The organism is Chitinophaga polysaccharea (assembly GCF_902150045.1).
Lineage (GTDB): Bacteria > Bacteroidota > Bacteroidia > Chitinophagales > Chitinophagaceae > Chitinophaga > Chitinophaga polysaccharea_A.
On record NZ_CABFVU010000004.1, the window covers coordinates 197,697 to 219,276 of the forward strand.

The window sequence follows — 21,580 nt, forward strand, 5'->3', positions numbered from 1 at the left end:
TCTTTATAATGAAAGTATCAGCCACTAACTTGAATCAGACGCCACTAGCAGCAGACATAGTAGAACGCTGCAAAAAAGGAGATGTCCGTGCATTTCGTGAATTGTACGAAGCCTATTCGGCTGCGATGTATAACATTTGCCTGCGTATGACCAATAACGTGAGTGATGCAGAAGACACTTTGCAGGAGGCTTTTATCCAGGTACATAAAAGCATTAATAAGCTGGAACAAGCTGCCAGCCTCAGTGCCTGGATCAAGCGGATTGTGGTAAACCACTGTTTGAATACGCTGCGTAAAAAGAAAGTGTATTTTGAAGAAGTGGAAGAAGTGGAAGTGATGGCAGAAGAAGGCATTGATGAGGCCCAGTTTACCTGGACCGTTGCCGCGGTAAGGTCGGCCATTCACGGACTGCCACAGGGATACCGTACCGTATTGAATCTCTATCTTTTTGAAGAGTATTCACACCGGGAAATAGCAGAAATGCTGGGTATCACCGAATCCACTGCCAAAACGCAGTATATGCGTGCAAAGGAGAAGGTAAGACAAATTGTAAAACAGCAAAATGTAACTCGTTAATGCCAGACAATTTTGAAGGGTTTATCCGCCAGCACCGGGACGAATTTGAGGAACAGGGGCCTTCACCGAGGGTTTGGGCCGCACTGGAGCAGGAGCTGACGGGCAGTAGTAAGGGCAAGGTAATTTCACTGTTACAGAAAAACTGGTTCAGAGCGGCCGTGATAGCAGTATTGCTGGCCAATGCCGGTGCTCTTTTTTACTTTACAAAAAACCGTCAGCCGCAACAGCAGCAGGACCTTGCTGTATTAGCGCCCGACATACAGGAAGCGGGTGTTTACTATACTTCCCGCATAAACGAAAAACTACAGCTGATAGAGGCTTATCCCGATTCAACGCTGGGGCTGGACAGCACTGCCCGTAAGGAACTGGAACTTCGCAACGATACTTATAAAGCACTGGAAAAAGAATTAAAAAATAATCCGGGCAATGAAAGAATCCGTGCTGCTATGGTGCGCTATTACCAGCTGAAGTTGGATCTGTTGGATAAAATTTTGGAGGAGTTACAGACGAAACATGCAACTCCCGGTCATACAAAAAAACAATATGAAGCTGAAATTTAAATGCTTGTTATTTCTGCTGCTGCCTTTGATGGCACAGGCCCACAACGGGGCTACTGCTTACAAAAGAACCATTGTAAAGGAGTTTAATGTAAATGATAATGCCACGTTAAACATCGCTAATAAATATGGTAAGGTTATTTTTCATGCGTGGAACAAAAGTGAAATTAAAGCGACCATTACCGTGACAGGCTTCGGTAAAAATGACGAGCAGGCAAAAGCTGTTGCAGAACTGGTAGAAGTGAACGCGAGCCAGCTTAACAATATGGTATTGCTGAATACATCCTATAACCCGTCGAAGAGCAGTTCCGGCTGGTTTTCGTGGGGAGGCAAGATGGATTCCAAAGACTACGTGAACATTGACTACGATATTTATATACCGCAAAATATGCAAAGCCTGATGGTGAAAAACCAGTTTGGAGATGTGATTGCAGATAAATTCAGTTTCCCGGCCACCTTGGAAATGAACTACTGCACCTTTGATATCCGTGAAGCGCAGGATCTTGTTTTAAAAATTAATTACTGTGATAAAGGCAAGATCGGCAAGGCTGGGAAAGTTTCCGTGAAAGGGAACTATTCCGATGTCCGTGGCGAACAGCTGGAATCGCTCGATGCCAATTCCAACTATAGTGAGTATAATTTTAACCGGGTGGGCAACCTGAAGATATCTTCTAACTACGATGATTATAAAATAGACGTTGCAGGGACTGTAGGAGGCCGGGGTACTTATTCCGATATAAAGATAAAAGAACTTCAGCAGCTGATAGATCTGAATATGACCTATGGAAATGTAAAGATAGAGAGGGTGAATAACGGTTTTAAGCAGGCTGATTTCCAGCTTACGTATTCCGACGTTGATATCAGGTTCGGGTCCAGGCAGCCGTTGTATATAGAAGCGAATCTGGTAAACGGAGACCTGAGCACCGGTGGACTGGAGCTGAAGAATGTGGTTTCGAACAAGAGGAATTCAACCCTGCATTATACCGCGGTGGCAGGAGGAGGGAATGAATCATCTCCCTACATAAAAATACGTGGTACACACACTGATGTAAACCTGAATACTTATTAAACAGATCAGAACGCCATTCTAAATCTTTTTAAATAATACTGACTATGAAACGAATTGCTGCTTATTGTCTTATTGCCTTGCCATTGTTATTGGCCGCCAGCGTGCTTCTTTCCTTTACACGCCCATACGAGGAAACGATAAAAGGAAACGGGAATGTGAAACAGGAGTCCCGGGAAGCATCTGCCTTTACAGATATCAGTACTTCCGGGGTTTACAAAGTGATCATTGAACAGGGAAACACCCATAGTATCCGGGTAGAGGCAGAAGATAACCTGTTGCCATATATCATAACAGATATATCCCGTGGCGAATTAAGCATTCATTCAAAGAAAGGCTACAATATTCAGCCTACAAAAGAAGTCAGGGTATATATCACTTTACAGAAAGTAGATAAGTTATCGGCCAGCGGAGCCAGTGGCTTTACCAGTAAGGGTAAGCTTACCAGCGATCGCATCCAGCTGGCGTTTAGCGGCGCTGCTGATGCCAACCTCGATATCCGTACCCGTGAACTGCAGGTTGGTGTTTCCGGGGCAAGTAATATTATCCTGAAAGGAAATACAGACAAGGCAGACTATGGCATTTCCGGTGCAGCTGATATTTCCGCGTTGGACCTGACCACGGATGAGGCCAAACTTGGTATTTCCGGTACCGGTAAAGCAGATGTGTTTGTGCAGAAGAACCTGAATGTGGTGATTTCCGGTATGGGAAAAGTAAAATACAAAGGAGAACCCAGTATTACCCAGTTCATATCCGGAATGGGTAAAATCAGTAAGATATAATAACAAGTTAGATTTAGAGTATATAGCGGCAGGTAGTTCTCTACCTGCTTTTTCTTTTTTATATTTGTTGTTCGAATATAAAATTTTTTATTATGCCGTCCTTTGATATTGTTAGCAAAGTAGATTTACAGACACTGGATAATGCTATAAACACGGTGAAGAAAGAGATTACCAACAGGTTTGATTTCAAGGGTTCACATGTGGAGATTGAGCTGAACAAGAAAGAACTGGTGCTGAACATAGAAGTGGAAAGCGATATGAAGCTGGGTCAGGTGCTCGATGTGCTGGTAAGCCGTACCATGCGCCAGGGACTGGATGCCAGTATTTACGACATGAGCAAGGAACCTTACCAGAGCGGAAAGGTGTTTAAGAAGGAAATACCCGTACGTAACGGTATCAAACAGGAAGATGCCAAAAAGATCGTAAAAATGATCAAGGATGCCGGTTTAAAGGTACAGGCGGCTATTATGGATGATATTGTAAGGGTAACAGGGAAGAAGATCGATGATTTGCAGGAAGTGATACAAAAAGCCAAGGAATCCAACCTGGGTATACCTTTGCAGTATATAAACATGAAATCCTGATTTTTTTAAGAATAATCTTTGGGTGTTAAAGAAAATTGGTTAACTTTGCACCCTGTATTTACAATAATTTTGATATGAAACAGGGAATCCATCCAGAAAGTTACAGATTTGTGATATTTAAAGATATGTCAAACGGTGAGAGCTTTTTAAGCCGCTCTACCGCTCCTTCCAAAGAAACTGCAAAATGGGAAGATGGTAATGAGTATCCGTTGATTAAGTTGGAAATTTCCAATACTTCTCATCCTTTTTATACTGGTAAGAATGTATTGGTGGATACTGCAGGACGTATTGATAAATTCAACAAGCGCTACGCTAAGAAAGCATAGTTGTTAGTAAAATATTTTTAGGGAAATCCCATCGGCTTATCGATGGGATTTTTTATTTTAGCCCCTTATGGAGCGTAACTACATTCTTTTTGACACGCCCGTACGTGAGCTGTTATACCCCTTTACACATACAAGACCCATTGCCGCCTGCAGGGTAGGGATACTTACTATACAGGAGAAATGGGAGCATTGGTTGGGTACAGGTATCAGTCATTTCACTGTACCGCACCTGCAGGATAAATTCCCCCTGTTGTACAAAGACAGCCAAACCATTAACATCTTACTAAGTGGACATATACTGCCGGACGCTGCACTGGTAGCTGCTATCCGTGAGTTGCAGCCGGAGGAGGAATTGTATAAAGACAACCAGTTACTGGCAAAAGCGGTGCTGGGAGAGGGCGGGGCATTACTGGCTCCGGGCAACCGGAAAAATTATCCGGGAGAAGTACTGGGAATTTATAAGCCTTGGGATATCTTTGCGCTCAACGATAAAGCGATCAGGGCAGATTATCAGCTGCTTACAACCGGCAGGGAATCTGCCACCTTATCACACACCAATCAACAGAACAATCATACGGACATTTTCGTGGAGCCTGGCGCTAAAGTAGCGTATAGCATACTGAATGCGGATACGGGACCGATTTATATCGGGAAAAACGCGGAAGTGATGGAAGGATGTATGATCAGGGGGCCTTTTGCGATGGGAGAGGGTGCGGTATTGAAAATGGGAACAAAAGTATATGGGGCTACTACGTTGGGGCCATATTGTACCGGTGGTGGCGAGATCAAGAACAGCGTGATGTTTGGTTACTCCAACAAAGGGCATGATGGTTACCTGGGGGATGCGGTGATAGGGGAATGGTGCAACCTGGGTGCCAATACATCCGGTTCCAACCTGAAGAATAATGTATCCGACGTGAAAGTATGGATGGAAGGGCAGGGAGAAGCAGTATCCGCAGGCAAAAAATGCGGAGTGCTGATGGGAGATTACAGCAGATGCGGTATTAATACCATGCTGAATACCGGTACGGTGATAGGGGTATCCTGCAATGTGTTTGGCGGGCATTTCCCACCAAAATTCGTGAAGTCTTTCAGCTGGGGAAGCGACGGGGTTTACCGTTTGGCAGAAGCCCTGAAGGATGCCGGCAGCTGGATGGCGTTAAAGGGCCGGGAACTAACAGAAAAGGACAGGCAGGTGCTGGAAGCATTATATGTCCAAATAAATCAGAAAGACCTTAAAACTTAATATCACAGTATGAGAAAGAAAATTGTTGCAGGTAACTGGAAAATGAACCTTACGCTGGCACAGGGTGAGCAGCTGATCAACGATATCCTGCAGGCAGGACTGAAACTGAAAGAAGGACAGGAAGTAATTGTGGCTACTCCGTTTCCTTATTTACAGAAGGCGAAGTCGCTGCTGAAAAATTACCCGGGTTTTTATGTAGCCGCGCAGAACTGCTACAGTGAAAAATCAGGGGCTTTTACCGGCGAGGTATCCGCAGAGATGCTGCAATCAATAGGGGTTGATTATGTGATCCTGGGACACTCAGAAAGAAGGGAATATTTCCAGGAAAGCAATGCTATGCTGGCTAAGAAGATAGACCAGGTGCTGGCTAACGGCTTGAAGCCAATTTTCTGCTGTGGCGAGCCACTGGAAATCAGGCAGGCTGAAACCCAGAATGCTTATGTGGCCAGGCAGCTGGAGGAAAGCTTATACCATCTTACTGCCGAGCAGCTGAAAAATGTGGTGATTGCATATGAGCCTATCTGGGCTATTGGCACCGGTTTAACAGCAAGTGCTGCGCAGGCGCAGGATATGCACGCGTTTATCCGTTCACAGATTGCTAATAAATTTGGCCGTGAGGCAGCTCTGCATACAACTATTTTATATGGAGGCAGTGCGAAACCCGGAAATGCAGCTGAATTGTTTGCCAATGAGGATGTTGACGGTGGTTTGATTGGCGGTGCTTCCCTGGTGGCGGCTGATTTTGTGGCGATTATTGAGAAGCTGTCTTAAGTAATTGAGAGATACGCAGTTGTAATAGCTGCGTATTTTTTTAGTAAATAATGCTAAAAAAATTAGTATTTCCGAAAAAAGGTTGTATATTCGTATTGTCATTCTAACAGGGAGAATTAAAATATCAGGTTATGAATACGAATTATGAAATTTCGGAAGAGATATTTGATTATTTGGTGGTAGTGAATCCGGATGCATTGGTAGCGAAAGATGTTACCCGTATCCGTCAGTTTATAGCAACTGAGTTGGGCGATACGAAGATGTCTGCTGCACCGGTTCATGTAGCTTTGTTCAGGTCTGCTTTTCCTGAGCGTTTCCAGGATGATTTTGTAGATATGCTGGAAGATGTAGCGCGTAAGCAGGCTGGTTTTGCCATTTATACTGCAAAGATGGACGCCCTGAGACATGCAGACGGACATAACAGCGTTTTCATCAATGTGGCTAACCCCAAACCGCTGATTGATTTGCACCGTAGTATTATGCAGGCTTTTGAACTGAAGCCGCAGACATTCAAACCGCATATTATGCTGGCAAGAGGTCTGCAGGATGCAGAAGTAAATATGGTGATGCCATTACTGGCGCAACAGATCTTTGTGCGCAGTTTTAATTGTCACTGTTTTAGCCTGTTGAAAAGACCGGCGTCCGGTGGTAAGTATGAGCGGGTAAAAGATTTTGTGTTTGGAGATATTGAGCACATGGTAGGTTCATTATTTAATTATGCTGCTGCTTAGGCAGTGAACTATAATCTGATGCAGGAATTACCGGATGGTAGATTCGCAGGATTGGTGAAATGTTACGGGTAAATAATTTGTTATCCCCTATAGCAATTTTCATCAGTGTTTGTTTCCCTCAAGTTAACCATCCTTTCATACTGTTGCTACTGCAAACTTTCAGCTGCTTTACAGGTAAGTTATAAAGATGCAGTGGTTATTAGATCCGTAGGCAAATTTCATAGGTTGCTGCGAATCATAAATCCGGTAAATCCTGGTTCAGAGGGTTGTTTGTTTAACTGATTCTTCTTTTTTAGTATGTCCTGAATTACCCCGGCTGTAATAAGTTTTCCGGTTGTTTGTATCTTTGACGAATATTTAGTATGTTTTGTATGGGGGCTGTATTCATGTAATATAACCCCATCCGAAGAAGAACATTACAGGAAAAATCGTTATAAATTTATGGCAACGAGGACAGTTGTACACAAAGAAATCATTGTGAAAGGCCGGGTGCAGGGAGTAGGATTCAGAGCTAATGCAAAGCGGGTAGCTGATTCAATGCATATAAACGGACAAGTAAAAAATCTGCTGGATGGAAGTGTGTGGATCCTGGCAGAGGGAACAGCAGAAGAAATGGAACGGTTTATTGCATGGTGCAGGTCCGGACCGGCAATGGCCGCCGTGAAAGAACTGGAGATCATCGATGGTGATGTACAAAATATCAAAGGGTTTACTATCCTTTATTCATAAATCCCTGGTCCGGTAACAGCTGGTGCTTCATTACCTATGCCAATCAATCGCAGATAAAGTTATCCGTGACCGGCAGACAACAGGCGCAAAGAAATTTTACGGGACAAAGCAACTGAATACAACCGTGAAAATTTCTTTGCGCTTTTGTCATGCATGAACTAGTTGGTGCTGGTGTACTTCTTCTGGAAGGACTTATCCAGTGCCGCCTTTGGAACAACGATTGTAATAGTGTTTACAGCGAAATAAGCTTCAGACACATTCATGTATCCCCCAAAAGGACTGGAGTTTTTGCCCCATGAGTTCTTTACCAGGAAGAAGGTTTTACCTTTTGGTGATTTTTCAATACCGGTTATGTGCATCAGGTGATCATCCTGTGTAACCAGCTCTTCGTATAGTTTTTGCCGTGAGTCCTGTGTGTAAGCGGGTTCTGCTACATCCGGATCGATACTGTCTTTTTTTAATGTGGTTCCAGGGGAAGTAAGCAATGCAAATCCTTTGCTGCTGGTGAATCCATGATTGCTTACATCTGCGTCCCACAATACAGTATAGCCTTTTTGCAGGGCTGTTTCCGTAATACCGGTAAGTTCCGCCAGTGGCACGTTATAGTAGGCGCCATTGGAAAAATTGTCGGGTACTTCAATGATGAAGGGCTTGTAAAATGGATGATGTGTAAATGAGGTCAGGAAAACATAGTCGTCTTCATTGAACTTTACGACCTCTTTAGCAAAGCTTTGCGGCGTATAAGTTTTACCGTTATATTCAAAGCTGGCAGGAGGGGCTCCCATGTATTCATCGAGGATGCCTGTAAACTCTGATACCCAATTGTCTGGTACAGGGGATACTTTGATGATACTATCGAGATATTTTTTCATGGTCACCACCATTTTTGAGTGGTTATGTGTGGTGGCATTGCCTTTTAAACCGCTGTAAACGCTTTCCGGTTCGATACCATAGGTGGCAATGGAGTGGATCACATCATGTGCCAGCCCGCCTTCGTCGAAACGGGCGAAGCCCTGACGGCGTACATAGTTTTTGGCTTTTTCTATGTAGATATTACGGGCGGTGAACATTTCAGACAGATCCAGCTCAGGTAATCCTTTGCGTAAACATTCAGACTCTACCATGGAAGTAGAGGAGAACGACCAGCAGGTACCGGTCATCCCCTGGTTTTTAACCGGGGTGGCTGCATTGATCTTACCGTTGCCCAGATTACTGATTACAACGCCCTTTTCCTGTGCTCCCGCTGCGACGGCGATGAACATAGTAAGGGTTAAACAAAATGCTTTCATATATTATCTCATTAAATAATTAACCTAAAGATAAGTGAACCCGTATAATAAAAAATACCATTACCGTATGAACGGTAATGGTACGGATGCAATCTGCAATAGAATGGCAGTAAATTAGTTTTGTACCTGGGAATTGCTGGAGCTTTGCAGGGTAATCTGTTTTCCCTTCAGGTACTTCTGATATTTATCTACTACATTGTTGGGTTGCTTAACACCGTTGATAAACAGGCCATTTTCATTTTTTTCCAACTTATAGCCTTTTTGGGTATCGAGGAGTTTATCTGCTTCCATTTGGGAGATCATTTCCTTATAAAAGGCCTGGGTTGTCCGGACTCTTTCCTCAGCTTCTTTTGCTCTCCTGGCACCTTCTTCCGCTCTTTTAGCTCCTTCCTCTGTTCTTCTGGCACCTTCTTGGGTCATTTTTTCTGCAATTCTGGCCCTTTCAGCTCCTTCTTTTGCTCTCCGTTCTCCTTCGGCAACTCTTTTGGCATTTTCCCTGTCCCTGGCTATATTTTCCCGTATCCTGGCTGCATTGGCAAGTGCTTCCTCCCTGTTTTTACGGGCCTCTTCCAGGGAGGTGGCGGCGTGTTTGAGGCTTTCTTTTGTTTCCTTGCTTACTTTATCGTAGAAGGCTTTTGTGTTCATGTTGGCATAGGCCATTTGCAGGTTTTTATTGAGCGTAGTAAAATCAATCTTTTTCAATGCTTCAGCGGCTTCTTTCTGAGCATCATTGAGCTTACTCCAGTCTATATTTTTCAGGGCATTCAAGCTCTCTTCCTGTGCTTTGCGGGCTTCGGCGGATACTTCTTCCCATTTAATATTTTTGGTGGCCTCGGCTATGTCTGCCTGCACTTTTTTCATATTCACATCATTCAGCTGCTTCATGGCCTCCTGTATGCTTTTCTGCGCATCACGGATCTGCTGGCGTACTTCATCTTTGTTAAACTGGTAATCGAAGTTGAATACCTGCGAATGGTTGGTATTTACAGTGTGTTTGGTATTCTTATTTACGTTTACCTTGGTATTTACATTGGTGGAAACATTGCCCTGGCCGGATACCTGGATATCAGAGAGGTCCAGTGACAGGTCCTCTTTTAATGGTGTAAGCGGCGCCAGTGGAGCAGGAGCAGGAGACGGTGATGGTGCGCCTGCCGGTTCGGGTGTATTTGCCGGAGCCTCAGCCGGAACGGGTGCTGGCGGTGGTGCCGGAAGCACAGTGTCACGGATAGCTGCAGCCAGTTGCTGCCGGAATTTGCGGGTAGTTTCATCCGGTTCAGCCACGGGTACTTTTTCCTGTGAGGTACCGGTTGTTGCAGCGGTTTTTACCTTAGCCGGTTCCTGCTGTTCATTATTGTTTTTTCCTTTGGCAGGGTTTAACCATGCAATGGATATCAGCCCGGTGGCAATGATCAGTACGGCTAAAAATTTCTGGCTATAGTTAAGATGTTTAGTTTTCATTTCCATGATGCGTTTAATGCGATTAAACAGATGTTGTTTACTGTCTGCAGCAGCCATGGTAAGCCGGTTGGCGGTAAGACGGTATTCTTCCAACGCTACCAGTGCATGGGCATATTGCAGTGGTTGAACGGTACTGGCTATGACCAGGTCGTCGCAACAATGTTCCCTTTCCATACGGATGATCTTGGAAATCAGCCATACAAAAGGATTGAAGAAAAGAATGGTTTCAACAATTGATTGGAAGATATTCAACAGATAATCATTGCGTTTGATATGGGCAAGTTCGTGCAGCAGCACGGCTTCCAGCTGGGCTTCTGTAAGATTGTTCACCATAGCTACCGGCAGGAGGATAAGTGGTTTTATAAATCCCAGCATCACAGGTACCTGTACATGCCTGGAGATGAGGAGCTTCACCTTGCAGGGGATCTGCAGCCTTGCAGCCAGTTTATCCAGGTGTTTGTCCCATGCCTCTCCCATAGGCTCTATCCGGGTGGTACGGATCTTACGGAGTTGAAACAGGTCGGACAATAACTTGATGATCATGCCCGTCATGCCTGCAATATATAATGTTACCAGGAAAGGAAAACAAAGCTCCAGGTTAGGAAACAGCCATATCAGCGGGTCCTGGTTGGGATACACGGCTGCAATATGCAACGGTTCCTGCATGGTGATGGTACCACCGAGATGTTGTATGGCTTCTCTTGCTTCCTGCAGCCGCTGTACATGTATGTACAGTGTAGCAAGGAACCAGGTAAAGATGCCCGAGAGCGACAGCAGCGACAGGTTATACTTTATCCGCGCGCCCGCCTGTGGCCAGAGCTTTAATACTATCCGCAAGCAGGCGTAAATAAAGAATGCCTGCCACATGGAATGAAGGATGGTCCAACCCAGGGCGCGTACAAAATCGCCCGTAATAGGTAATACATTCATAGTACTAGATTTACCTGTTGTCCTTTTGTTGTTTTTCTATTGCAGTGAGATATTGCCGGATCTTTTGGAGCTCTTCTTCTGACGACTGATGATGGCCCAGGGCCTGCATTACCAGTTGAGAAGCGGAGCCACCAAAAACGGTATCTATCATTTTGTCAAGTAATTGCTGTTGTGTTTTCTGCTGTGAAATGGCGGCTGTATATACATGAGTTTTGCTGCTGGTATCGCGCGCTACCAGCTCTTTTTCATGCATGATCTGCATCAGCTTAAGGGTAGTGGTATAACCGGCATCTTTCGTTTGAGACAGGATATCATGTATCTCACGAACGGTGCTGGGGCCTCTTTCCCAGAGTATACCCAAAATTTCCAATTCACTTTCTGTAGGCCGGATCTGTTTCAAAGCAATGATTTTGTAATGATGATTACTGTTGTACGAATGTCTTCGTAAACAAATGTACGATAGTTTTCGTAATTGCAAAATATTTGGACTTTTTTTTTCACGGATTTGTCCTGGAACAATGCTTAAACCTGCCCCCTTCGCAACTGCCGGGTGGTTCTCCGATGCCAAAAATAACAGCTTTGGTGAAGATCCCGATAAATACGTTGCCAAGTCCCATGGCAATGCTGCTGAGAGCATCTTTAGGCTCATACATATTCTTTTTATCGATCGCCGTAAAAATGATTTCCAGCAATATCAGCAACACAAATCCGGGGATGGCATATGTGATCAGATCGGGAGGCATACGTGGTAACTTTCTGTTACGGAAGTTAACGATTTTTGCGGGGCTTCCCATGGGAAATTAAAGCAAAAATGCCGCGGGAAACTTTTCCCGCGGCATTTTCAGATTAAAAAACAGCTACTACTTAAACGTTCTTTCAGCGCGACTTACAGCAGATGTACCAAACCATCCCAGGATCCTTGTTTTACCGGAGGGAGTGGTGTTATGAACATTGCTTTTTACATTTTCCAGTACTTTGGCAAATAATCCGCCGGAGTTTACCTGGTTATTTACCTGTGTCAGGAAGTCGTAACTCGGGTGGGTAAGGGAAAGCATTCTTACAATGGCCTTTTCATTTGCCTGGAAAGGTTTATCGTAATCTGTGATGCCCTCCCTTATCGGTAAAATAAAGGTATTGCCATCAGACACGCCTTCGTCGTAAGAGCCATCAATGGAGAAGTTATCTTCCAGGCGCCTGAGCGTATCATTACGGTAAGAGCGGATCCAGTAATAGTCGGTTGCACCGGCCAGATCTTTGGCGTGAAACTTCGCATAGTAGCCTTCTTTACCGCTGATAGATTCCTCTTTTGTTTTGAATTCATAAGAGATGGAATCTATTTTTGTTACCCTTTTGATACTGTCGAATGCTTCAAATATTTCACCTTTCAGTTCTACATGCAGTTTATACCCATGACCTATAACACCAATGGCTTTGGCGGAAGCATCGTAGGTGTATTTATTGTCTTTGAACAAGAAGGGATACGATTCGCCGCTGGTCAGGTCAAACAATGTGATCTTCGCATCATCGATGATGGGAGCGGGGTTGTTATCCGTATAAGGTACCGACATGGTAAACCTGATGGTTTGTACACCTGTTTCATTGGTAATCCATGCATCCAGTACCGGATAGGATATTCCTTTCGCAATGTTCAGGTCGATCTTGTCTTCGCAGGCGGTAAAACCTGTAGCAACAGCAAACAATATGAGGAATAATGACTTTTTCATCTGGTCTTGAATTTTTGGACAATTAAAACTTGAAGTTATATGTGATACCGGGAATGATGGAACCTATGATAGACAAACGTACCGCTTCCCGCTTGGTTGGATCGTCGTCATTTTGTTTAAAGTAGATGGTGTAGGCATTTCTGCGGGCATATACATTATACAGGGAGAATACCCACTCACCCTTCCAGCGTTTCAGCTGTTTGCCTTTCAGCGTCACAGACAGGTCAAGCCTGTGGTAAGCCGGCAGGCGGTAGTTGTTGCGTTTTTCGGTACTGTTATAAGGAATATCCCAATCCTGGAACTCCAGCCTGTTATCAGCGAAGGTGCCGGGTGTGCCGGAGGCAAATACCCAGTTGGCCGACAGGGAAGTGCGTTTTGTGAAGGTGTGCGTTAATACCAGGTTCAGGTTGTGGGTACGGTCGTAGCGGTTCAGGAACCATTCATCCATACTGATGCCGGTGGTTTTTCTTTCGGTGCGGGACAAGGTATAGCTTATCCAGCCTGTAGTTTTACCGATATCTTTTTTCGCGTATAGTTCCAGTCCGTATGCGCGTCCCTGCGATGGCAGGAGATCTGCTTCGATCAAAGGATTCAGCTGCAGGTTGGCGTTATCGATGTAATCCAGCTGGTTGTCTGTTGTTTTATAAAATACTTCAGCCGACAGTTCGTAAGCGTCGTTCGGCGCATTGTAGAAGTAACCTGCGGTATACTGGTCAGACACCATCGGTTTGATATTGTTGGTGCTGGGTGTCCAGATATCCAGCGGAGTAGGGGATGCCGTATTGGAGAGCTGGTGCATGAACTGTGTGGTTCTGCTATAGGCCACTTTTACAGCATGCTGATCTGTAAATGCGTAGCGTGCGCTCAGCCTGGGCTCGAAGTAGTAATAGCCTTTGATGAGATCGTTGGCGCCGTATTCTTTAGTGCCAATCAGTGTTTTGCGGATACCTGGTGTGGTATCGTTGAAGTAATAGGCAGTTCCTTTTCCTATAAACTGGTAAGCGGAGAAGCGGCCACCGTACTGGATACCAAATTTCTTTGTTGGTTTCCATTCATGATCCAGATATACGGCTGATTCCAGGGCATGCTGGTCCGGCAGTTCTTTTACATGCTTAAGGTCGCCTTCTGTGCTGGTACCTGTACCGGGCTTAAAGGTATAATAGATGCCTTGTACGCCGAAGTGCAGGGTATTGGTGGAATTGATGTAATAGGTGAAAGATGGTTTCAGCCCATAGTTGATGATGTTGGAGGTCCAGTCGTACCCTTGTGCATCTTCATTGGCGCCTCTTTTGGAATCGTTGCTGAACTTCAGGCTGTAGTCGTACTTACTATAATAAGTAGTGAGGTTCAGGAACAGGCGGTTCGTGAAAACGTGGTTCCATCTTACAGTGGCGGTGCTGTTGCCCCAGTTCATGTTTATATCTTTCCCAAAACCGAAAACATCCCTGCCGAAGTATCCGCTAACAAATATGGAGTTGTTTTGATTGAATTTGTAATTGGCTTTGGCGGTGATGTCGTAGAAATTGAGCTTGGTATCTTTCATATCTCCCTTAACAAAAGGTTTCATCAGCACGTCTATATAAGATCTTCTGGCAGCCACTATAAAGGAGGATTTATCTTTTACAAGCGGGCCTTCTACAGACAGGCGGCTGAAGATGTTACCAATACCGCCGTTTACGTTGAAGTCCTGGTTATTACCGTCTTTCATGCGGATATCCAGTACAGAAGAGGTTCTGCCGCCGTATTCAGCCGGGAACCCTCCTTTGATCAGGTTCAGGCTTTTAACGGCATCCGGATTGAAAACAGAGAAGAAGCCGAGCATGTGAGTAGAGTTGTATACAGGAGCTTCATCCAGCAGGATAAGATTTTCATCGCTGTTACCTCCGCGTACGTTGAACCCCGAAGCGCCTTCACCCACGGTATTAACCCCTGGGAGGGTCTGGATCGCGCGGAGCACGTCTACCTCACCCATGAAGGTGGGCATCTTTTTCATTTGTTGTATGTCCAGCTTATTGATACTGGTATTCAGGGTATTGACGGTCCTTTCCTGTTTCTGACCATTCACCGTAACGGTGTTCAGCTGGCTGCTGGTGGCTTCCATGCTAACATCCAGGGTGATATTCTTTTTCAGGTCAACGGTGGTTTTATAGGTACCGTAGCCCATATAGGAGAACTGCAGTTCATGTTCTCCGGCCGGAAGCGTGAGGGAATAAAACCCGTACTGGTTACTTACAGTACCCAGGCTGGTGCCGCTTTTGCCAATGGAGATGCCTACCAGGCTTTCTCCGTTCTTTTTGTCTTTTACATAGCCGCTTACGGTATATCGTTGCTGCTGTGCGTTAGTTGATTGTCCTGCCAGGATCATAAGGAGCAGTGACAGCAACATGGATGCCTTAGTTTTCATAAAAGTCGGGTACAGTTTTATAGAATGTCTATTGCGTTTTTGTAGCATGCATATAAGACGCCGCAAAAATATATTACCCCTACGGGGATAAATTATTTTTTTGCATCATAAATGTGTTATAACATGCTTAAACAAAAAAAGGAAGGCTGAATGCCTTCCTTTTTAATAAATACGGAGCCCTCTTAGTCCAGGATGGCACAGTTAAACCCAAGCCGGGTTACAAAATCTATAATAGTTTGTTCTGCTAATGATTGAGGGCTTACAATACGTAATACTTTGTCACAGTCCTCCAGGTCCACGCTACAGGCATTTACAGTAAATTGTGCTGAAATGGCGCTGATGACATTGTTTCTATCCTGAACAGTTGTAATATTGGTACGGAATATTCCCAACATAGATGATAATTTTTTGAGTATTCGGAATATTTTTATGCAAATTTGCTGCTGTTATCCCATATAACTGTTACACGAGACGGATTATCAATTACACGAAACGGATTTTTTTATGGGCGTAGTTATTACTGATGATGCCAACCAGGTATTGCTTTCGGAGGAATTTCCTTCTGATTACCATAAGATCCGTTCCAGGGGGATGATTGAAGAAACCCAGGAACTGCACAAGGATTTTGGCTCCGCAACGGTGCACGAATATAATTTCGAAGGCACCAGTATTGCCTGTTGTAAGGCGGAAGTGTACGAGAATATCAATGTTTTTGCGGAATACCTGGAGCCCCGTGTAATGATGCTGTTCATGGAGCAGGGAGATATTACCACGTCGCTGGGGGGCATTTCAGACAAGTTCAGGTTTTCCACACAGGAACATAATCTTATGTTTAGTCCTGCGCAATCGGAGAATGTGGCGGTAAAGAAACAGCGCGACATTCTTTTTTTCGGTATGAGCTTTACCACTTCCAGGTTCCTGGAGCTGGCGGAGAATAACGGGAGGGTGCTGGACGGACTTGCCAATAATGTGGCAGGTAACAAATCCGTTACGCTGACAGAGAAATATAATCCCCGGATCACCCCGCGTATGCGGATAGTGATGGAAGAGGTGCGCCAGTGCAAATTCCAGGGAGGGTTGAAGAAGCTTTTTTTACAATCGAAGGCCATAGAATTGCTGGCGCTGCAATGTGAACAGATAGAAACGGTGCAGGCAGCCGGTACACCTTTGCGAAATAAGATCACACCGCAGGATGTGGAAAAGTTGCATTACGCCAGGGACCTGATGCTGCAGCATATACAGCGGCCGTTGAGCCTGGAGGAATTGTCGCGTAAAGCAGGATTGAATGAATTTAAACTGAAATCGGGCTTTAAGGCCATTTTTGATACTACGGTATTTGGTTATTTAAATGATCATCGCCTGGAACTGGCCAGGAAACTGATTGTTGACGGGGATTTGCCTATGTCGCTTATTGCAGAGCAGGCGGGATATTCCTCTCCACAGCATTTCTGTACTGCTTTCCGTAAGAAATTCGGAGTAAGCCCCGGGAAAGTAAGGGGTTAGAAAGAAAAGGAGCAACCTCTGTTGCTCCTTTTTTATCTTATCTTGTTAATAAGCCAAAGTAAAGCGTTGTTTGATATGCGCTGGTTGTTCCAGTTCATCCACTAAGGCAACTGCGTAATCCGCGGAAGAAATTTTACTCTCTCCTTTATCATTGAATACTACCTGGTCTTTGCCCAACCGGAACTTACCGGTACGTTCCCCTGGTTCAGTCATCATAGCAGGACTTATTACGGTCCAGTCGAGGTCGGTAGACTGTTTGATCACATGAAATGCATCGCGGGTGGCGGAAGCGCCGCCTTTCCATTCTGCAGGGAATTCGGGGGTATCCAGTAATTGCACACCAGGAGCTATTTCCAGGCTACCGGCTCCGCTTACTGCGATAAGTCTTTTGATGCCGGCCTTTTTGGTGGCATTAATAATAGCATTAATGGCCTTTACATAGGTAGCGGAATCGTGAGCGCTGTAGGAGCTGATCACTGCTTCATTCCCCGCCAGCAGCGGGGTTAATTCCCCTTCGTTGGTAACATCTCCTTTTTTAACTGTCAGGTGTGGATTGGTAACCGTTATCTTTTCAGGGTGGCGAACAATAGCGGTGACTTCATGTCCCCGGCTCAGTGCTTCATTTAAAATGGCTGAGCCTATAAATCCGGATGCTCCGATGATGGCAACTTTCATGTTTTTAATTTTTGTAGTGAATAATAATACAACCTGCCTGTGCTGATTGTTTAATTGTTTAATTGTTATAAAAAATATTACAGTTATGAAGATAAAAAATACAGATCTCTTTATCTGTAATAAAAATAATTACAGTACAAAGATAGGGAAGATATTTTAATTACCAAACCGAAAAATAAAATTCGTATTGATTAAAAAATTTAGGGGAGATATAAGCCTCACTCGCTTACATCTCCCCTAAGTTTTTTGATCATCAAAATCCTGAAAAAAATAAAATCCGCACTACTTCTTTTCCACCAGGTAGGCTGTTGCCTTACCGGTTACTGTTTTAGCAGCAGGTTGCACGGTTTCTGTTTTGACAGTAGGCGGCACCAGTGGTTGTTTGGTATGGAACATTTCAGCCAGGGTAGGCGCAATTACCAGCGACACGATAGACATCAATTTAATGAGGATGTTCATGCTGGGGCCGGAGGTATCTTTAAACGGATCTCCAACGGTATCGCCGGTTACAGATGCTTTATGTGGCTCAGATTTCTTGTAGTAGGTTTCACCGTTGATTTCAACGCCTTTCTCAAAAGACTTTTTCGCGTTATCCCAGGCGCCACCGGCGTTGTTCTGGAAAATTCCCATCAGTACACCGCTGACAGTAGCACCAGCCAGGAAACCACCTAACACTTCCGGACCAGCCAGGAAGCCCACCAGTAAAGGGGAAATCAGTGCAATAGCACCAGGCAGCATCATTTCACGGATAGATGCCTTGGTGGAAATGGCCACACATTTATCATACTCCGGTTTGCCGGTACCTTCCATAATGCCGGGTATCTCGCGGAACTGCCGGCGTACTTCTTCCACCATAGCCATGGCTGCACGGCCTACTGCTGCAATAGCAAGGGAGGAGAAAATGAAGGGGATCATACCACCTACAAACAAACCTGCAAGAACATTCGCTTTATAGATATCGATACCCTGGATCCCTGCTACACCTACAAAGGCGGCAAACAGCGCCAGTGCGGTTAATGCTGCAGAGGCAATGGCAAAACCCTTACCTGTAGCGGCGGTGGTGTTGCCTACTGCATCGAGGATATCTGTTTTTTCCCTTACTTCCTTAGGCAGTTCACTCATTTCGGCAATACCACCGGCATTATCCGCAATAGGGCCAAAGGCGTCGATAGCCAGCTGCATGGCCGTAGTGGCCATCATACCGGCTGCCGCAATGGCTACGCCATATAACCCCGCCAGGGAAAAGGAACCGGCAATACCGGCTGCCAGCACCAGGATAGGCAGGGTAGTGGATTCCATACCTACAGACAAGCCGCCAATGATATTGGTAGCGGCGCCGGTAGCAGATTGGCGGATGATTGATTTTACCGGGCGCTTACCCATTGCAGTATAATACTCCGTAATGATACTGATCAGCGTACCTACCGCCAAACCTACCATGATGGCGCCAAATACCTGCCCACGGGTAAATTCATGACCACGCAGGGTCATAGTGCTTTCCGGCAGGATCCAGTTTACCAGGAAGTAGGAAACAACCGCGGTTAATATGATAGAGCCCCAGTTGCCCATGTTCAGCGCTTTTTGCACTACGCCGGTATTCAAACCTGCGTCTTCACTGATGCGAACAAAGAAGGTACCTATAATAGAGAAGATAATACCTGCACCAGCAATGATCATTGGCAGCAGGATAGGAGCAATACCTCCGAAAGCATCCTGCGATACAGTTTCAGAGCCCAGCACCATCGTGGCCAGTACTGTAGCTACATAAGAACCGAACAGATCAGCGCCCATACCGGCAACGTCGCCTACGTTATCGCCCACATTGTCTGCAATGGTGGCCGGGTTCCGCGGATCATCTTCCGGGATGCCGGCTTCCACTTTACCTACCAGGTCGGCGCCCACATCGGCGGCCTTAGTGTAAATACCGCCACCCACACGGGCAAACAGGGCAATACTTTCCGCGCCTAACGAAAAACCAGTGAGCACCTCGATGGTCTTGATCATTTCAGCAGTATTGGCTTCCGCCCCGAAATATGATTTCAGTATAATAAATAAGGAACCCAGTCCGAGAACAGCCAAACCGGCAACGCCCATTCCCATTACAGAACCGCCGGTAAATGATACCTGCAGGGCTTTGGCCAGGCTGGTACGCGCTGCATGCGCGGTACGCACATTGGCTTTGGTAGCTATCCGCATGCCTATAAAGCCTGCAGTGGCTGAAAAAACCGCTCCGATAATAAAAGCCAGTGCAATAGACCAGTGGGAGTTGGCATGCGTGGCGCCCATGTATCCAAGCAACAGGGCAGCAATAATCACAAAGTAAATAAGGACTTTATACTCAGCCTTCAGAAATGCCATAGCGCCTTCAGCAATATGCTGGGCTATCTCTTTCATCTTGTCGTTACCTGCATCCTGGCGCGATACCCAGGAGCTTTTAACAGCCGTAAACAGTAAAGCCAATAATCCAAAACATGGAACGAGGTAAACTATATTCATGTAAGCGAAATTTATAAATACGTGGTTGACAAAAACGTTTAGTAATTAAAAAATAATAGGATTCCAAAAAAAAATATTCAAATGAATATAAAACATAAATTATTAATTGCGTACGCGGTAAATAAAATTATTGTACACATGAGCCATGAGTAAGTATTTCGGCCGAAAAAAAATATAGTGCTCAGATCCCTTCCCGGAAGGCTTTGCCCAGTAAGGTAATGATATCTGATGCCGTCATGGCTTCCTGCGACAGCTCCGTTGCTGCCAGGTCGCCGGCATAGCCATGCAGCCACACACCCAGCAGCATGGCGGCTTTTGGGGTATAACCCTGTGCCAGCAAACCGGTCAGGATGCCGGTAAGCACATCCCCGCTGCCACCGGTGGCCATACCAGGATTGCCAGTATGGTTAAAATAAACCGCCCCGTCGGGGCAGGCAATGGCAGTGTACCGTCCTTTTAATAAAATGTACAGTTGCAGTTCCACAGCTTTGGCTGATAATAATTCCAGCCGCGCTACATCGTTGGTAGTTTTACCAAATAACCGCTCAAATTCCTTCGGATGGGGCGTGAGCATCGATCCTTTTGGCACCTTGTATAACAGGTATGGATATACGGAAAGCAGGTTAAGAGCGTCAGCATCTATCACCATAGGGCCTTGCCAGGCATCCATCAGCATTTCCATTGATCTGGCAGTTCCTGGTTGCCTGTCTATACCAGGGCCTATACCTATGGCCTTATAACCGGCAGTGCTTACTCCTTTGTGAAAATGGGTGCTGTAATGCGGATCCTCGTCGGTGATGCACATGGCAGCTGGCTCGCTGATCTGCATGATCTGGGTGCCACACTGCGGCACATGACAGGTAAGCAGGCCCACTCCCGCACGCAAACAGGCGCGTGCGCTCAATACCGCTGCACCCATTTTACCATAGCTGCCGGCTATCAGCAATGCATGGCCATAGGTGCCCTTGTGGGCGAAAGGCTCACGGGGTTTGTAAATAGTGCGTATTATTTCCCGGTCGGTCAGGAGATATCGTACCGGCGTTTGCGTTATATAACCGGGATGCAGCCCTATAGGCAGTATATGCACTTCTCCCGTGCAGGAGGCATTTTCCGGTAACAGGAAGGCCAGCTTATAAAATTCAAAGCTTAATGTAGTATGCGCCTGTATAACGGGGTTATGCACGCTGCTTTCATCGGCCATGAGGCCGGAAGGCATGTCTACGGCTATAATGGGATGCTTATGCCGTTGTTCATTTATGCGGTGAATGATACCCGCTATCCAGCCGTCTACCGGCCGGCTCATACCGGTACCAAAAATGGCATCTATTATGATGGCATTGGGAGGTAATTCAGGGAAGTCGGATGCATCACCGATGCTATAAATTCCGGTGGGATAAAGTTGTTGCAGTGCATGGAGCTGATGTTCATGATCAGGGCTGGCTTTGCTGCTGTGCTGCAATATGCAGGTGTGTACTTCGTAACCATGCCCGAGCATTAAACGGGCAATCACTAATCCATCTCCCCCGTTATTTCCTTTCCCGCAAAAAATATAAACAGGATGTGCAGGAGAATAATGATCTTCCAGCCAGGCTGCACAGGCACCGGCGGCCCGTTCCATGAGGCCGGTACTGCTAACCGGTTCATGAGCGATAGTAAAGGCGTCGGCCTCCCTGATCTGTGCAGCGGAGAAGATTTTCATATCCGTTGGTTGAACACTAAAAATACTTCAAAATA

The 21,580-nt window shown here is 45.5% G+C and carries 21 protein-coding genes; 11 read left to right on the forward strand and 10 right to left on the reverse strand.

Annotated elements, in window-relative coordinates; genetic code table 11:
- Window positions 1-8: 8 nt before the first annotated feature.
- From FN124_RS25525 to FN124_RS25570, 10 genes are all read left to right on the forward strand, one after another.
- Complete coding sequence (locus FN124_RS25525) at window positions 9-575, forward strand: RNA polymerase sigma factor (RefSeq protein WP_142687629.1); 567 nt, start codon at window positions 9-11, stop codon at window positions 573-575.
- Window positions 575-1,135: a hypothetical protein gene (locus FN124_RS25530; RefSeq protein WP_142687630.1), complete on the forward strand. Its 561-nt coding sequence runs from the start codon at window positions 575-577 to the stop codon at window positions 1,133-1,135. The genes FN124_RS25525 and FN124_RS25530 overlap by 1 nt, the downstream gene beginning before the upstream one ends.
- Window positions 1,119-2,201, forward strand: a complete 1,083-nt coding sequence (locus tag FN124_RS25535) for a hypothetical protein (RefSeq protein ID WP_142687631.1) — start codon at window positions 1,119-1,121, stop codon at window positions 2,199-2,201. The genes FN124_RS25530 and FN124_RS25535 overlap by 17 nt, the downstream gene beginning before the upstream one ends.
- 44 nt (window positions 2,202-2,245) lie before the next feature.
- Window positions 2,246-2,980, forward strand: a complete 735-nt coding sequence (locus FN124_RS25540; protein WP_142687632.1) for a head GIN domain-containing protein — start codon at window positions 2,246-2,248, stop codon at window positions 2,978-2,980.
- A gap of 92 nt (window positions 2,981-3,072) precedes the next feature.
- Window positions 3,073-3,564, forward strand: a complete 492-nt coding sequence (locus FN124_RS25545) for a YajQ family cyclic di-GMP-binding protein (RefSeq protein WP_142687633.1) — start codon at window positions 3,073-3,075, stop codon at window positions 3,562-3,564.
- Between the two features lie 74 nt (window positions 3,565-3,638).
- Window positions 3,639-3,890: a type B 50S ribosomal protein L31 gene (locus tag FN124_RS25550; protein WP_079473370.1), complete on the forward strand. Its 252-nt coding sequence runs from the start codon at window positions 3,639-3,641 to the stop codon at window positions 3,888-3,890.
- A 67-nt stretch (window positions 3,891-3,957) separates the two neighbouring features.
- Window positions 3,958-5,136: a putative sugar nucleotidyl transferase gene (locus FN124_RS25555; RefSeq protein ID WP_142687634.1), complete on the forward strand. Its 1,179-nt coding sequence runs from the start codon at window positions 3,958-3,960 to the stop codon at window positions 5,134-5,136.
- A 9-nt stretch (window positions 5,137-5,145) separates the two neighbouring features.
- Window positions 5,146-5,907, forward strand: coding sequence for a triose-phosphate isomerase (gene tpiA, locus FN124_RS25560; protein ID WP_142687635.1), 762 nt, complete (start codon window positions 5,146-5,148; stop codon window positions 5,905-5,907).
- A gap of 131 nt (window positions 5,908-6,038) precedes the next feature.
- Complete coding sequence (locus FN124_RS25565; protein ID WP_142687636.1) at window positions 6,039-6,638, forward strand: 2'-5' RNA ligase family protein; 600 nt, start codon at window positions 6,039-6,041, stop codon at window positions 6,636-6,638.
- A 441-nt stretch (window positions 6,639-7,079) separates the two neighbouring features.
- On the forward strand, window positions 7,080-7,367 hold the full coding sequence (locus FN124_RS25570; protein WP_142687637.1) for an acylphosphatase: 288 nt from the start codon (window positions 7,080-7,082) through the stop codon (window positions 7,365-7,367).
- 158 nt (window positions 7,368-7,525) lie between these two features.
- Here the strand turns inward: FN124_RS25570 and FN124_RS25575 are convergent, their stop codons facing one another.
- The 7 genes from FN124_RS25575 to FN124_RS25600 all read right to left on the reverse strand — a co-directional run bounded on the left by FN124_RS25575 (window position 7,526) and on the right by FN124_RS25600 (window position 15,567).
- Window positions 7,526-8,656 (reverse strand): C1 family peptidase, encoded by a 1,131-nt coding sequence (locus tag FN124_RS25575; RefSeq protein ID WP_142687638.1) that lies wholly within the window; start codon window positions 8,654-8,656, stop codon window positions 7,526-7,528.
- A gap of 114 nt (window positions 8,657-8,770) precedes the next feature.
- The gene (locus tag FN124_RS31680) at window positions 8,771-11,044 is read right to left on the reverse strand and encodes a M56 family metallopeptidase (protein WP_142687639.1); all 2,274 of its coding nucleotides are present in this window, start codon (window positions 11,042-11,044) and stop codon (window positions 8,771-8,773) included.
- A 10-nt stretch (window positions 11,045-11,054) separates the two neighbouring features.
- Window positions 11,055-11,444 (reverse strand): BlaI/MecI/CopY family transcriptional regulator, encoded by a 390-nt coding sequence (locus FN124_RS31540; RefSeq protein ID WP_312847240.1) that lies wholly within the window; start codon window positions 11,442-11,444, stop codon window positions 11,055-11,057.
- A gap of 97 nt (window positions 11,445-11,541) precedes the next feature.
- Complete coding sequence (locus tag FN124_RS31545; RefSeq protein ID WP_260607583.1) at window positions 11,542-11,787, reverse strand: hypothetical protein; 246 nt, start codon at window positions 11,785-11,787, stop codon at window positions 11,542-11,544.
- A gap of 117 nt (window positions 11,788-11,904) precedes the next feature.
- The gene (locus FN124_RS25590; RefSeq protein WP_142687640.1) at window positions 11,905-12,768 is read right to left on the reverse strand and encodes a DUF4249 domain-containing protein; all 864 of its coding nucleotides are present in this window, start codon (window positions 12,766-12,768) and stop codon (window positions 11,905-11,907) included.
- Between the two features lie 22 nt (window positions 12,769-12,790).
- Window positions 12,791-15,172 (reverse strand): TonB-dependent receptor, encoded by a 2,382-nt coding sequence (locus FN124_RS25595; protein ID WP_142687641.1) that lies wholly within the window; start codon window positions 15,170-15,172, stop codon window positions 12,791-12,793.
- Window positions 15,173-15,354: 182 nt separating this feature from the next.
- Window positions 15,355-15,567: a hypothetical protein gene (locus FN124_RS25600; RefSeq protein WP_142687642.1), complete on the reverse strand. Its 213-nt coding sequence runs from the start codon at window positions 15,565-15,567 to the stop codon at window positions 15,355-15,357.
- A gap of 109 nt (window positions 15,568-15,676) precedes the next feature.
- On the opposite strand from FN124_RS25600, the gene FN124_RS25605 reads away from it, so the two are divergent.
- Window positions 15,677-16,675 carry a helix-turn-helix transcriptional regulator gene (locus FN124_RS25605; RefSeq protein ID WP_142687643.1) on the forward strand — a complete coding sequence of 333 codons (999 nt, stop codon included), beginning with the start codon at window positions 15,677-15,679 and terminating at the stop codon, window positions 16,673-16,675.
- A 45-nt stretch (window positions 16,676-16,720) separates the two neighbouring features.
- Here the strand turns inward: FN124_RS25605 and FN124_RS25610 are convergent, their stop codons facing one another.
- The 3 genes from FN124_RS25610 to FN124_RS25620 form a co-directional block, all read right to left on the reverse strand.
- Complete coding sequence (locus tag FN124_RS25610; RefSeq protein ID WP_142687644.1) at window positions 16,721-17,350, reverse strand: NAD(P)-dependent oxidoreductase; 630 nt, start codon at window positions 17,348-17,350, stop codon at window positions 16,721-16,723.
- Window positions 17,351-17,632: 282 nt separating this feature from the next.
- The gene (locus tag FN124_RS25615) at window positions 17,633-19,846 is read right to left on the reverse strand and encodes a sodium-translocating pyrophosphatase (protein ID WP_142687645.1); all 2,214 of its coding nucleotides are present in this window, start codon (window positions 19,844-19,846) and stop codon (window positions 17,633-17,635) included.
- A gap of 181 nt (window positions 19,847-20,027) precedes the next feature.
- Complete coding sequence (locus tag FN124_RS25620; RefSeq protein WP_142687646.1) at window positions 20,028-21,545, reverse strand: NAD(P)H-hydrate dehydratase; 1,518 nt, start codon at window positions 21,543-21,545, stop codon at window positions 20,028-20,030.
- Window positions 21,546-21,580 lie beyond the last annotated feature (35 nt).

Bases quoted from the DNA above. Each gene is read 5' to 3' on its own strand.
- FN124_RS25590 (WP_142687640.1), bottom strand. From the start codon at position 12,768: ATGAAAAAGTCATTATTCCTCATATTGTTTGCTGTTGCTACAGGTTTT.
- FN124_RS25530 (WP_142687630.1), top strand. From the start codon at position 575: ATGCCAGACAATTTTGAAGGGTTTATCCGCCAGCACCGGGACGAATTT.
- FN124_RS25605 (WP_142687643.1), top strand. From the start codon at position 15,677: ATGGGCGTAGTTATTACTGATGATGCCAACCAGGTATTGCTTTCGGAG.
- FN124_RS25615 (WP_142687645.1), bottom strand. From the start codon at position 19,846: ATGAATATAGTTTACCTCGTTCCATGTTTTGGATTATTGGCTTTACTG.
- FN124_RS25550 (WP_079473370.1), top strand. From the start codon at position 3,639: ATGAAACAGGGAATCCATCCAGAAAGTTACAGATTTGTGATATTTAAA.
- FN124_RS25595 (WP_142687641.1), bottom strand. From the start codon at position 15,172: ATGAAAACTAAGGCATCCATGTTGCTGTCACTGCTCCTTATGATCCTG.
- FN124_RS25570 (WP_142687637.1), top strand. From the start codon at position 7,080: ATGGCAACGAGGACAGTTGTACACAAAGAAATCATTGTGAAAGGCCGG.
- FN124_RS25545 (WP_142687633.1), top strand. From the start codon at position 3,073: ATGCCGTCCTTTGATATTGTTAGCAAAGTAGATTTACAGACACTGGAT.
- FN124_RS25540 (WP_142687632.1), top strand. From the start codon at position 2,246: ATGAAACGAATTGCTGCTTATTGTCTTATTGCCTTGCCATTGTTATTG.
- FN124_RS31545 (WP_260607583.1), bottom strand. From the start codon at position 11,787: ATGCCTCCCGATCTGATCACATATGCCATCCCCGGATTTGTGTTGCTG.
- FN124_RS25565 (WP_142687636.1), top strand. From the start codon at position 6,039: ATGAATACGAATTATGAAATTTCGGAAGAGATATTTGATTATTTGGTG.
- FN124_RS25535 (WP_142687631.1), top strand. From the start codon at position 1,119: ATGAAGCTGAAATTTAAATGCTTGTTATTTCTGCTGCTGCCTTTGATG.
- FN124_RS31680 (WP_142687639.1), bottom strand. From the start codon at position 11,044: ATGAATGTATTACCTATTACGGGCGATTTTGTACGCGCCCTGGGTTGG.
- FN124_RS25575 (WP_142687638.1), bottom strand. From the start codon at position 8,656: ATGAAAGCATTTTGTTTAACCCTTACTATGTTCATCGCCGTCGCAGCG.
- FN124_RS25525 (WP_142687629.1), top strand. From the start codon at position 9: ATGAAAGTATCAGCCACTAACTTGAATCAGACGCCACTAGCAGCAGAC.
- FN124_RS25620 (WP_142687646.1), bottom strand. From the start codon at position 21,545: ATGAAAATCTTCTCCGCTGCACAGATCAGGGAGGCCGACGCCTTTACT.
- FN124_RS25610 (WP_142687644.1), bottom strand. From the start codon at position 17,350: ATGAAAGTTGCCATCATCGGAGCATCCGGATTTATAGGCTCAGCCATT.
- tpiA (WP_142687635.1), top strand. From the start codon at position 5,146: ATGAGAAAGAAAATTGTTGCAGGTAACTGGAAAATGAACCTTACGCTG.
- FN124_RS25555 (WP_142687634.1), top strand. From the start codon at position 3,958: ATGGAGCGTAACTACATTCTTTTTGACACGCCCGTACGTGAGCTGTTA.
- FN124_RS25600 (WP_142687642.1), bottom strand. From the start codon at position 15,567: ATGTTGGGAATATTCCGTACCAATATTACAACTGTTCAGGATAGAAAC.